Genomic DNA, 12,757 nt, shown 5'->3' on the forward strand with positions numbered 1-12,757 from the left:
AAAACAAAAACGCTATTAACCATTTATTGAAGAACGACGACGCTTCTCTGCCTTTTCACGCGAATTTGTATCTAAAATCTTTTTGCGCAAACGAACACTTGTTGGCGTAACTTCGCAATATTCACTATCATTTAAAAATTCAATTGATTCTTCAAGTGATAACTTACGAGGAGTTTTAATTGCTGCCGCGTGATCTTTACCAGAAGCACGAGTATTAGTTAAGTTCTTTCCTTTAGTAACAGTTACTGAAATATCACGGTCACGACTGCTTTCTCCGACAATCATTCCTTCATAAACTTCAACACCTGCATCAATAAATAAAGTTCCGCGTCCTTCAACACTCTGTAAACTATAAGTTGTAGCTGAACCTTGATTGATTGACACTAAGGCACCGGTCTTACGACCAGGTTCCCAATTTTTGATAACGGGACCATATTCTTCAAAACTATGGTTCAAAATTCCGTAACCACCAGTATCAGACATGAATTGAGTAGGGAATCCGATTAGTCCTCTTGAGGGCACTTTAAACAGGATTCGAGTCTGACCATTACCTTCATTGATCATATCAATCATTTCACCCTTACGTTTAGCCATGGCATCAATAACTGTTCCAGTATACTCATCTGGAATATCAACTTGCACTGATTCAAAAGGTTCTTGTAATTTTCCATCAATTTCTCGATAAATAACTTGTGGACGAGATAATTGAAGTTCAAATCCTTCACGGCGCATTTCTTCAACTAAGATCGATAAATGTAATTCTCCACGGCCGGATACAAGCCATGCTCCTGGCTGATCTGTTTCTTCTACCTTCAACGATACATCAGTACGCTGCTGAGCCATTAGACGATCTTCAAGCTTACTAGGTGTTACTTGAGTTCCCTCTTTACCCGCAAAAGGCGAATCATTTGCCAAGAACATCATCTGAAGAGTCGGCTCGTCAATTCTTAAAAGCGGTAATGGTTCAATAGCATCGGTTGGAGTGATTGTCTCACCGATAAAGATATCATCGAATCCTGAAACACCAATTAAATCACCTGCCTGGGCTTCTTGAATATCTTGGCGGCTTAAACCAAAAAATCCAAATAGTTTGGTAACCCGGTAGTTTTTAACGCTGCCGTCAAGCTTTGTCAAAGCAACTTCGTCACCGATTTTGACTTTCCCGCGGAAAACTCGGCCTATTCCAATTCTTCCTACAAAATCATTGTATTCAAGCATTGCAACTTGAAATTGTAGTGGCTCGTCACTATTATCAACAGGAGCTGGAATTGCCTTAACCACGGTATCAAAAATAGGCTTCATAGTATGCTCTTGCTTTTCAGGTTCTGAAGCATAGCTGGAAGTTCCGTTAATCGCACTAGCGTAAACAACTGGAAAATCAAGCTGGTCTTCGTTAGCTCCTAACTCAATAAATAATTCAAGAACTTCATCAACTACTTCTTCAGGTCGAGCTCCAGGTCGGTCAACCTTGTTAATTACCACAACCGGAGTTAAATTCTGTTCCAAAGCTTTCATTAACACAAAGCGAGTTTGCGGCATCGTACCTTCAAACGCATCAACGACTAGTAACACGCCATCAACCATCTTCATGATTCGTTCTACTTCACCACCAAAGTCAGCATGCCCTGGCGTATCAAGAATATTAATCTGAGTATCGCCGTATTTAACTGCGGTGATCTTTGAAAGAATTGTAATTCCTCTTTCACGCTCAATTGGGTTACTGTCCATTGCACGATCCTGCAGATCAGTATGTTCTGAAAGCGTGTCTGATTGTTTCAATAATTCATTTACCAACGTAGTCTTACCATGATCAACGTGGGCAATAATTGCTATATTTCTTATATCTTCTCTTCTCTTCATTTAGTACTTTAATCCCTTCATATTATCTGAATTTTATCATACATTTACTAATAAGATGGAAATCCATTTAATTTTTTTCATTTTAAGCGTTTTCTTATCTGTTATTTTCAATCAGTTATGACTAATGAAAAAACTTTCTTACGAATTCTCAAATCATCATGGTAAATACCCAAAATTCTATTAACATTTTTTGCTTCTATTTCATACATAAACTTTTATCCAAAAAAAAGAGCGACCAAAAAGCCACCCGCAAACGTCTATAACTATTTCCGCCGATTAATTGATGTAAAAAAGTCCCCACTTCCCTACATCCGGGAAATAACACACAACGATGCCTCTCAGTACGCGTTCCCGCGTCCCTCTATTAGGCTATTTGTCTAAATTAGAGGCGCCGTACCATTTCATCACTTTTAAATCGTCAAAAGCAGTGGATAAACAATAAGGCAACCTCACACCACAATCTGACGATGGTCCAGCAGAATCAGTTGTCATTATTTACCACCACCTTTCGTCTTTTAATTACAATTGATAATAATATCGTTAATTACAATCGATGTCAAACTTTTTGTAAATTTATTTAAGATATCAGATCTTTAATCATTTCTAGTGCCCCAATCGCATTTTGTAAAAAGTGTCCTATCATCGAATACTCTAGATTTTCAGTTTTCCAATAGATTAATCCTAAAAATAAACCAGTCATAAAATAAGTCATAAATTGAATAATATTATCAACAGAATGAGATGCGCCAAAAAGCAATGCTTGAGTAAAAACGCCAATCAGGCGATGTTCTTTGAATACCCCATCAACAATTAAACCACGATAAATAACTTCTTCGAAAATTGGAGAAAATAAAACCGCTGTCGACAATAATACAACTGCAAAATCAATTCTCAAGCCTGCTATTTCTTCAATTGATGAATTATTCGCCGACTGCATATTACCATTTATTACATAATCTAATTGACCCAGGACAGTCTGAACAACTATACTTCCAATAAAAAGTCCCGTTGAGGTTCCAATTTTTCTAAGCGTAAATTTTTGAAAAGGCTTTTTTCTGGTTAATTTAAAATATACAATTAAAGCAAGCAAAACTAGAATTGCAAAAGTTACAAAATACATGACTTCCAAAAAAATCTGTTGATTATAAGAAGTTTCATCTTCTGTAATTTTTAATTTCACTGCTTGTGATAAAATGCTACCTTGTAGATAATAAAAAAGCATTAAAAGGGCAATTGCAATGATTGAAAAAATCATCCGCAGCCGAGGATTTAAATCAATTTTTCTAAGTGCTTTTTTCAATAGGACTCCTAAATATGCAAAAAAAAATAAATATTTCTGAAACTAAAGTAATAAATACTAACCGCGTAATGCCCAATGAACTCAATGGTCATAAAACCATGTTTGGCGGAAAAATTCTTTCATTGATTGACCGAACTGCTTCAATTTCAGTTAATCATGTAACAAAAGAACCTATTGCAACTGTATCATTGGATGAGGTGAATTTTATTGCCCCGCTGCATCAAAACGATATCTATACCCTAACATGCTACGCATCTGGGATCTACAATCGCTCAGTCGAAGTTTTCTTTAAAATCTTCGGCCGCGATCAAAGTAAAGAAGATTCTGTTGTTAAAGTTACTGGTTTTATTACTTTTGCTCTCTTAACCAAAGTTGAAGTTGGAGCCGATTTAATTGCATCAACTTCTGAGGAAAAATATATCCTCGCTGGATTTAAAGAACGTCTAGCAAAGCGAAAACAGAAATTGAATAATTTAAAAACTTTAAAAAATAATATAACCGCTAATTAGTTTTCCTAATTAAATTTATAACGCCAAAAATGATAAAGTATAAGCCAAGAAGAACCAGCCACACCATTTTACTCCACCAAGGATATAAAATTAAAAGCAAAGAATCAGCAATTAAGATTACCAAAAGAACTAATAAAAGAGCGTGGTCGCGGTTAAATAAACTATTAAATAAGTAAATGGCATCAAGAATTAAAATTGAAATTATTAAATAAACCGTCGGAATAATTGCTGTAAAAATCTCTAAAATTAAGGGAATTGCTACAATTAAGTTCAGGACTGCCAAAACCATCGAGGGCCAATCTTTTTTTTGACGCCAAACTAATCCTAAAAAGATTGTCTGAAGAAGACAGAAAATTCCAGTATCCAAATCAATTTTTCCCATTTGGTGAACAAAAACAACCAGAATTCCGATTAAAATTGTAATGATACCAAACCAATTATTTTTTAAAAACTGCACTAAATTTTTCATTTTCAAACCTATACTTTATTTTTAATAAATTTTCTTTTCATTTCATAGAAATATGTTGTAAGTTAATAATAATCAATTCAAGAGTGGAAAATATGAATTTTATATTACAATGGTTTATCTTTTTTTTCGAATACTTGATCTCTTTGATCCTGATCATTTATCTGGCTCAGCTTTTGCATGAGATCGGAAAGATCATTTTTGCTTTGTTTTCAGGCTATCAATTTGTTTCTTTGAACTTCATGTGGTTTACTCTCATCAAAAAGAACAAAAAGATGCAATTTCATGTTCATCGATCGTTTTTCGATACTTCAAGCAACATGGTCCCGAAAAAATTTACTCCAAAATTAAAGTTTCGCCCATATTTTTATGGCGGAATTATTATTGATTTAATTCTATTACTAATTAGCATAGGAATTTTTCTAATTATTCCTAAAGCACCGATTATCGTTCGGGTTGACATTATTCTGCTAATCTTTTTCTTCTTTTATAATTTCTTAAATATCATTCCACTAACGTGGTTCGGCAATCCTACTGATACAAAAAATATTTCCTATATTAAGAAAGGTCCGGATGCACTTTTTGGGTATTACGTTAGTTTAGTAGCTGTTTATCTTGCTGTTAACAACGTCCCCATCATTAAATACTCACCTGATCTCTTTAAACAATCCCAGCAAGCAGACCATCGAAATCCTTTCGTAATGTACCAAGACTGGCTTAAAGTAACCTATTATGAACATGCAATTTTTCGCGAAAATGCCCAATATGATCTGTTAACTTATATTGATGCGTTAATTCCATTTCTTAATTTCGCACCTAAAATGATTCGAGCTCAATATCTTAATGAGGCAATTTTTGCTTACGTAATTGGCAACTATAAGACAAAATGGTCAGTTGATCACTGGAACTCTAAACTAATTACTCATTATAGCACTAGACAAAATTATACTTCATTTATTAAAACTATGATCCTTTTCGAACTTATTAATAAAAATAAAAAATATTTAAATGATGACATCAAAGAAGGCACTCAAATTTTGGAACAGGCAAGTGACCAAGTTAACGATCTATATTTAGTCAAACATCTAAAGGAAGATCTTTCAACTTGGCGGGATCTTTTAAATCGTAATCATCAGGATAACGCTCAATAAAAAACTTCCAAACAGCTCGTTTGGCTTACTTATTGCAGCAATTCTTGAACATAAAAATGAGTAAGAAAAAAAGCCGTTCTATATATACTTTGGCCAGTTTATAGAATGGCTTGAACAATTTATAAATTATGCCACCGACTTTGAAGCGGCTTACATTGAATCGATGCACTAACATCGGTTCTTTTTTATACTTAACTTATATACCACGCTCAAAGCGTATCACATCCAAGTAAAAGTTGTTTTAAATCGAATTTTTTTAGATATTAAAACGGAGATTAACGTATTTAATTGCTAAATTTTATCAGCAAATTTTAACGTTTTACTACGGCGTTGCATTAATTAAGGTAAATGTCACCGTTGCATTGTATTTCCCTGCTTTTGGGATATCACTCGGACTTGCCTTAAAACTCAAATCCCATGGATAATTCTTGACGTCCTGATAGTCGCTTGTCGCAATTCCGCTATATAGAACTTGCGCTGTAGAAGTTAAATGTGTCTTCGTCCCTGAGGTCGTGTCATGATAATAAAGCGGATCGCCATTAATTACTTTGGTCTGATCTGTTGCGTGCTTAAACGGCTTTGACACCTCCGCTGTTATCTGCCAATTCTTCCCCGCTCTCGCATTTCGGTTATCGGTTAATTTCAAATTCTGCGCTGAACTTTTGTATTCTTGATTTTTTAAATGTCCCGCATGAGTTCCCAGATCAATGTTGCCTGGCGTTGCTTCTAAAGTCTGCTTACCAATTTGATCCCAAACGTATGTCCGCTTGCGATTAGCCGTCGCCGATTCACTCATAATTTCAGCTGCGGTCTTCGCTGCTCCGTCTGGCTCATGCAGGAAATCATCAGTGCTTGCCTCCCGCCACTGAGCATTCGTAACGTAATATTGCGGATTAGGCGGTACCGGTTTAGCGAGATCGTTAATTGGTGTTCCAGGCGTTGGATCTGCCAAATTTGCAGAGACCAACGTCCCGCTAACAGTAACATCTGGAAATTTTGTATTTGGTCCAAGCGTTAATTTCCAAAGTTCAGGAGTATCTGACAACATCTCATTGTATCCGCTCTCCACATGATTTAAACTCCCTTTGTGAACAACATTAGTCAGGTCAAAACTGCTCAAATCAAGACTCGCTAAAGACGTACAACCATTAAACATATAGTTAACATTCGTTACTTTACTAGTATCAAAATGGCTTACATCAATATTCTTTAATGAACTACAATCGCGAAACATCATTTGCATATTAGTAACATTACTTGTATTAAAATTTGTTGTGTTCCATTTCAAGTCAGATAAAGAGGTACAATAACCAAACATCGATGACATATCAGTTACTTTACTGGTATCAAAACTTCTTAAATCAAGGTTTGTTATCGATGAACAGTTATTAAACATTCCCAACATACCAGTAACTTTACTTGTATCAAAGCCTGTTACATCTAAACTAGTTAGTGACTCACACCCTAAAAACATTCTTCTCATTGAAGTAACTTTAGAAGTATCAAAATCCTTCACTTCTAAATTGGTTATCTTTCCACATGAATAAAACATTTCACTCATATCAGTAACACTATGGGTATCGAAATTCTTCACATCAAGACTGGTTAACGAATTACAGTTCCAAAACATGCTATTCATATTAGTAACCTTACTTGTATTAAAGTTACTAACATTTAAATTGATTAAGGAATTACATTGGCTGAACATGAAGTACATGTCCGTCACTTCACTGGTATCGAGATCCTCAAGACCTTCAATCGTAGTCATATTTTCAAGAGGATAAAATAGTTGTGATAGGCTTTCTTTTGCTGTTACTCCTGATTTGATTACTGTTTTAGTTATTTGACTCCGATAAGGATCCCACGGCCAATTTTGAAAGTAAGGATTGCCAACTGTTGGAAAAGGTTCCCAATCGGCACTAGCATTCAACTCATGCGGATAGATCGTCAAGACATTACTGCTATCAACGTTCCACCAGCCCTGATCATTTACTGTCACTGAATCAGTCATGGGAGCGTAATTGGCTGTATTGTACACTCTTTCAGTACCAGCCAAAGGTGCGTTAGCGTTATCAGCATTATAGAAATATGACCCGTAAATTGGATTACCGCTATCATCAATCAACTGATTGGACTGATCGTAGATTGAGACCTTTGAGACAATAGTTGACGTCTTTGGTACTCCTGGTGTCGCAGGATTTTTAGTGATCGTAATTTGTCCCGCGTCATTAGCAGTAAGGCTGGCTTTTTCGACTCCTTCATACTTCAACTTAACCGTATTAGTACCAGTCTCGCCTAATTGTAAGCTGTTATTTGATCCGTAATTCAAAGGAACGTATAACAAACCGCCACTTTCAGTTACTCCACTTGGCAATGTTCCTTTAGGTTTAAATAATCCACCTAAAGACTGCACTGCCGTCACTTTCTCCCAAATCGGCAGAGTATTATTTTTTGCTGTATATTTAAATGTGATTTCGTCTCCTGGGTGAATATCAACGGTTTTAGCAAAATTCGTCCCATCTGAGCTTAGCTGCAGATCGGTTGTAACATCACCAGCCGATAAAACTTGACGATAAACGTAATTGACAAAAACTACTCCATCAAAATTAGTATTAACCGTCATAGAAGTTCCAGCTGTAGTTACCGTACCGTCACTACCGGGAGTCCCGATTCGTTTATTGATTCTTAATCCATTACTAAAAACAGTTCTATTTACTTGAGCTCGTTTGTAAGTTTTACCATTTTTAACAATCGTCTCTGGGCTGCTGCTATCAGTAAACACGGTTGACCCCGGGTGTTCCCTTTGCCAATCTTCATAAATTGTAGTAACTGAAGTCTGAAGGTCAGTTCCAGTTTCGTCAATATAACGAGTTGTAACAACCGGATCTCCGGGTGTGAATGAACCACTAACATTTTTAATATAATGACCTTCGTAACCATCACCAGTCGATCCTAAAATTGCAAATCCCCAATTGCTTCGATCAGCAACAACCGCCTTTTCACCAGCTGAGAGGACTTTCTTCCAAGTTACTCCGCCTGAAGGATCGGCTAATTTAACAGTAATCACCGCAGTTGAAGAATCGTAACTAATTTCCATCGGATGCCACTGATTGTCGGCAAGTTTCATTGCATTACCGTTAACCGTCCCATCAGAATTATTTTTTGCCGTAACTGCAGTACCATTTAACGGGGCTGTCAAAGCATTTTTCTTTGCAAAACCATTATTATTAGTTGAGACAAATGCTCCAAAACTATTATCATTTAAAAGTCCACCCGAAATACTTGGAAAAAAATCATCTACGACGTGATAATCTTGCTCATGTAAAGAGCTCCCATAAGGCGTTCCAGTCAACTCAGGTGCTGAATTGTAGTTGTAGTAAGTATCAACCTTAAAACCAATAGCATTCATTAAATCGGAAATTCCAAGGTTACCACCGTTTTTTCCGATGGATCGAATATTTTGGCCATTATGTCGACTATTAACATCAGTTACAGGGTTAACTCCATCTTCTCTGCCAAAAACAGCCGGCAATACATATGAGCTCTCGCCTTGAGATCCCATAATTATTTCTCCCGGTTTATAAAGTGGATGTAAAACAAATCCGATTCCATCGGACAATCTACTTGAAGAAGATGGCTCTATTTTCAGATCCCATCTAAAAGAAAAATCCTTAGTCATGTTAACGGTTGAGTTTAAAGAAACTGCGCCTAACTGATTCTTTTGAGCTTCATTTAAAGTTACAGAATCCCACGTCCCATTTTCATTAACTGTTACCTTTGCTGCCGATACCGGTGCAAAAAAGTTCTGTGAATCTCCTGCCCCAATATCAACTGAAGTTAGTCCGTTAACACCTCGGACTAACTTTTTGTTTTTTGTAACTGGTTTAAAATCAGTTACAACGGGATTAGCTAAGCGCCCCCCCCCTGAAATCGCTACCATTATTTTCATTGGTCAAATTATGCGGAAAATCTGCCGCTTTACTGTCATCTTTGCTGTTTAATCCAAAAGCAAGCGTTGTAATACTTGCGATTACGATTAACAACGACCCTAATAACTTCATATACTTGTTCATTAAATTCATTACTCCCGTCTGATTTGATGAATATTTTCTAAGTATAACAAAATTGCTATTAGTTTTATATTTATTTTTACGAAATTTTTTTACAAAATAAGCAACCAAGTGCTATTTTGCTGACAATCCCCAGCTTTTATTATAAGTAAAGTATTATCAGACTTTTTGCAAAAACTTCATGTAAATGTATCAAGATGAAAATAGAATTATTATAAAAGTTACATTTGATTCCACATAAAAAGCTGGTGCTCTCACACCAGCCAATTATTGCCTAGAAATATTATGATTCAACAAACAAAGGAACTGGCTTTTGACTTTTAACGTCAAACATTCCTTTATCAGAAATTTTCAATGCTGGTGAAACCAGTAGCGACAAGGTCGACAATGACATGATTTCGTTAAAATGATGGTATCCTAAATCTTGCATTGCTTCACGCACTGCTGCAATCTGTGGTCCAAGTTCGGTAATTGGAATACTAGATACAACGCCGCCAATTGGCAATGGAGCATTAGCGACTACTTCTTTATTCTTTACTACCAAATAGCCCCCTGCTGCTCAACTAATTGATTTTGCGCTTTGACCATATCAGTAAGATCAGTTCCCATCACCATTAGATTGTGATGATCATGAGCCCAAGTCGTTCCAACTGCACCCAGTTTATTTATTGCTCCTTTGACAAAAGCAAACTGCAAAGGTTCATGATGTCCGTAGCGTTCTTGCACCATTAAAAGTGCTAATCCTGCTTTTTGCCACTGAACAACATGATCTTTTACTTCTAGTTCTGTTGGAACACACTCTGTAAAAGTGCTCTTTGGTTCAATTTGAATTACATTAGCGGTAACTTTTCCTGACTCTTTGGGAACTTTAACTACTAAATCATCTTCTGTCAGCATCTTTGCATCAATGGAGTGAGATAAACTTTCACTAAAATGAACTTCCTCTGGCTTTGAATTGCGAACTAACTTTCCATTTTTGTAAACTGATTCAATTTTAAAAGTTTTAGGGTCATCAAGAACGATTAAATCAGCTACTCTTCCAGGAGCAATAGCGCCTCGATCCCAAAGACCCATCCGGCGCGCTGGGGTGTAGGTTGCCATATAAGTTGCCATTTCTGGACTTAAGCCATAACTGATGGCTTGTTCAACTAACTTATTTAAGTGACCATTCAAGAAATCATCCGGCATTACATCATCAGTAACAAAACAAACGTGTTCATACAATTGATGGTCAATTACTGTTTGAATTACTTCAGGAGTTAAAGATTTAGCCTGAATTTCAATAAACATTCCATTTGAAATTTTCTCAATCATGCCTTCCGGCGTTTGATGGGTATGGTCAGATGTAATTCCCGACCCAATAAATCGAGCCAAATCTTCACCGGAGTATTTAGGACAATGTCCTTCAAGCGGCATCGTCGGACGCTCTTCTCGACAAAGTGCTACCAGTTTGCGGATTAAAGAATCTGGCTCTGATACTAAACCTTGGAAATTCATTGCTTCACCCAAACAGATTACCCGCGGATTTTTTAACAATTCTGCGGTTGCCGCCTCATCAATAATGCCGCCAGTGGTTTCCATTTCTGGCGTTGTTGAAGGAACAGATGAAGGAATTGCATAAAATACATCAATCGAACTAGGCTGCGCCATATATTCTTCTAACCCGCTTAACCCTGCAACATTAGCAATCTCGTGATCATCTGCGACAATCGTGGTCGTGCCAAATTGAGCAGCCTGAGCACCAAAAGCTGTTGGCGTGGTCATTGAACTTTCAATGTGCATGTGTGCGTCAACTAGTCCGGGAACTACATATTTGCCTTTTAAATTAATTATTTCTTTGGCTTCGGGTTCTGATGTTGTCAGCCAATATACTTGACCGTCCTTCACTGCAATATTAATTGATTGAAATTCTTTTAAATAAACATTAAAAACTTTTGCATTTACAAACAGTTGATCAACTACTGTCATTTTAAATTTATCCTTTCTATTCTAAAAAATTATTAAAGACATGATAACAACCATAATTACCCCGAAGACCATTGGGACCCAAGTTCGTTTAATAATTTGGACTGGTGATAATTTTGTCGTTCCTGCAACAATTAAAATTACTGCAGCGACTGGAGACACCGCTCGAAGTAAATTACCTGATAATTGAATTGGAATTGATAATGCCTGTGGTGTAATCCCGGCTGCTTTGGACAAAGGAATAATTAATGGAATCATAGCGAAAATTAATGCTACCCCGCTGCCGCTAAGCAAAACGATAACTGCGGTGAAGAGCACCATGATAATTGGCAGAATCACGCCCGAACTTGTCATCTGTTTCATTGAATTTTGAATTAAATTGATAATTCCAATTGAAGTTAATCCTTCGACAAAGACTTGAGCGGCAACTAAAAGAGCAACAATACTCATGACGCTGCCCATTCCATCGAAGAAAACATTCGTATCTTTTAAAACCGCCTGTAAATTTTTCTTTGAAAAAGCATCTACAATTATGGCAATTAAAAAACTAATCATCGTCACAATCTGAACACTTAAACTTAAATTTTGCTTCGTTATCATATTAATCAGAAATGATAGTAATAAAAGAATAATTGGCAGCAACGGCAAAATTCCATAAATAAATTTTGTGAAACCCTTATATTCTTTAGGAGCATCGGCTGTTTTCTTAGGCTCATCTTCTTCTTGAGCTTTTAATTCTGCATCGTAAGAAAAGTTTTCAGGATTTTTCTTATCTTGATATTTCTGCCAAAAATAATGAATGACAGCCATTGCCAAAATTGTCGGGACCGAAACAATCGCGTGATAGCGAAATGCATATTCAGTGACCGGCATTTTTAACTGAGCCGCCATTGCAACATTATCTGACCCGAGTGGCGTTGGAACTATTGTCGCAGATGTTGCAATAACTGCTGCTGCACTTAATCGTGACATTCCTGCTGCTCTTAAAACCGGATAAAGGGTTGCTAACAAAATGATTGCTAAATTAGCAGCACTTGGAATTACTAGTGAAAGAAGATTCCCCATTAAGAAAACAATCGGGACTAGCAAATAAACCGACTTAATTTTCTTAGCCGGTTTTGTTAAAGCCTGAATTGTGACCTGATTTGCATTAATTTGATTCATATAAGCGTTATATCCGCCTAATATTAAAATTATAAATCCAGGACCTACTAATGTCGTAGTAAACTTATCTACCAAATCCTGAAAAGGATCAAGCCAGACTGAACCCGTTGGAACGCTGACTTTCAAGTGCTTACCCATCAGAATTGCTAGATACATCAAAATTACTCCTAAAGAAATTAGCGTCATTTTGATGTCATTTTTCTTTAATAACATGTAAACCAGAACACCTACCGCAATCAAACTAATAATGATTGTTAACCAAGCTTCCACTA

Annotated in this window: 9 protein-coding genes and 1 pseudogene; 2 read left to right on the plus strand and 8 right to left on the minus strand. The window is 36.5% G+C overall.

The window, feature by feature from the left end; genetic code table 11:
* Nucleotides 1–15: 15 nt before the first annotated feature.
* The 3 genes from typA to R8749_RS08835 all read right to left on the minus strand — a co-directional run bounded on the left by typA (nt 16) and on the right by R8749_RS08835 (nt 3,160).
* Nucleotides 16–1,860, minus strand: coding sequence for a translational GTPase TypA (gene typA, locus R8749_RS08825; RefSeq protein ID WP_317696093.1), 1,845 nt, complete (start codon nt 1,858–1,860; stop codon nt 16–18).
* 369 nt (nt 1,861–2,229) lie between these two features.
* Nucleotides 2,230–2,352, minus strand: coding sequence for a hypothetical protein (locus R8749_RS08830; RefSeq protein WP_317696095.1), 123 nt, complete (start codon nt 2,350–2,352; stop codon nt 2,230–2,232).
* 85 nt (nt 2,353–2,437) lie between these two features.
* The gene (locus R8749_RS08835) at nt 2,438–3,160 is read right to left on the minus strand and encodes a CPBP family intramembrane glutamic endopeptidase (protein ID WP_317696097.1); all 723 of its coding nucleotides are present in this window, start codon (nt 3,158–3,160) and stop codon (nt 2,438–2,440) included.
* Between the two features lie 14 nt (nt 3,161–3,174).
* On the opposite strand from R8749_RS08835, the gene R8749_RS08840 reads away from it, so the two are divergent.
* Complete coding sequence (locus R8749_RS08840) at nt 3,175–3,669, plus strand: acyl-CoA thioesterase (RefSeq protein WP_317696099.1); 495 nt, start codon at nt 3,175–3,177, stop codon at nt 3,667–3,669.
* On the opposite strand, the gene R8749_RS08845 is transcribed toward R8749_RS08840, so the two are convergent.
* The gene (locus tag R8749_RS08845; RefSeq protein WP_317696101.1) at nt 3,662–4,138 is read right to left on the minus strand and encodes a hypothetical protein; all 477 of its coding nucleotides are present in this window, start codon (nt 4,136–4,138) and stop codon (nt 3,662–3,664) included. The genes R8749_RS08840 and R8749_RS08845 overlap by 8 nt on opposite strands.
* Nucleotides 4,139–4,230: 92 nt before the next feature.
* Here R8749_RS08845 and R8749_RS08850 point away from each other — a divergent pair, with 92 nt between their 5' ends.
* Nucleotides 4,231–5,286, plus strand: coding sequence for a hypothetical protein (locus R8749_RS08850; protein WP_317696103.1), 1,056 nt, complete (start codon nt 4,231–4,233; stop codon nt 5,284–5,286).
* A 322-nt stretch (nt 5,287–5,608) separates the two neighbouring features.
* On the opposite strand, the gene R8749_RS08855 is transcribed toward R8749_RS08850, so the two are convergent.
* The 4 genes and pseudogenes from R8749_RS08855 to dcuC form a co-directional block, all read right to left on the minus strand.
* Nucleotides 5,609–9,226 carry a BspA family leucine-rich repeat surface protein gene (locus R8749_RS08855; protein WP_317696104.1) on the minus strand — a complete coding sequence of 1,206 codons (3,618 nt, stop codon included), beginning with the start codon at nt 9,224–9,226 and terminating at the stop codon, nt 5,609–5,611.
* On the minus strand, nt 9,192–9,359 hold the full coding sequence (locus R8749_RS08860) for a hypothetical protein (RefSeq protein ID WP_317696106.1): 168 nt from the start codon (nt 9,357–9,359) through the stop codon (nt 9,192–9,194). Before R8749_RS08860 ends, R8749_RS08855 begins: the two co-directional genes overlap by 35 nt.
* A 280-nt stretch (nt 9,360–9,639) precedes the next feature.
* A pseudogene (locus tag R8749_RS08865) lies at nt 9,640–11,324 on the minus strand (adenine deaminase C-terminal domain-containing protein).
* A 21-nt stretch (nt 11,325–11,345) separates the two neighbouring features.
* A complete protein-coding gene (gene dcuC, locus R8749_RS08870) occupies nt 11,346–12,755 on the minus strand; it encodes a C4-dicarboxylate transporter DcuC (protein WP_317696108.1) in 1,410 nt (469 codons plus the stop codon).
* Between the last annotated feature and the right edge of the window lie 2 nt (nt 12,756–12,757).

It is taken from the genome of Xylocopilactobacillus apis (assembly GCF_033095965.1).
Classification (GTDB): domain Bacteria; phylum Bacillota; class Bacilli; order Lactobacillales; family Lactobacillaceae; genus Xylocopilactobacillus; species Xylocopilactobacillus apis.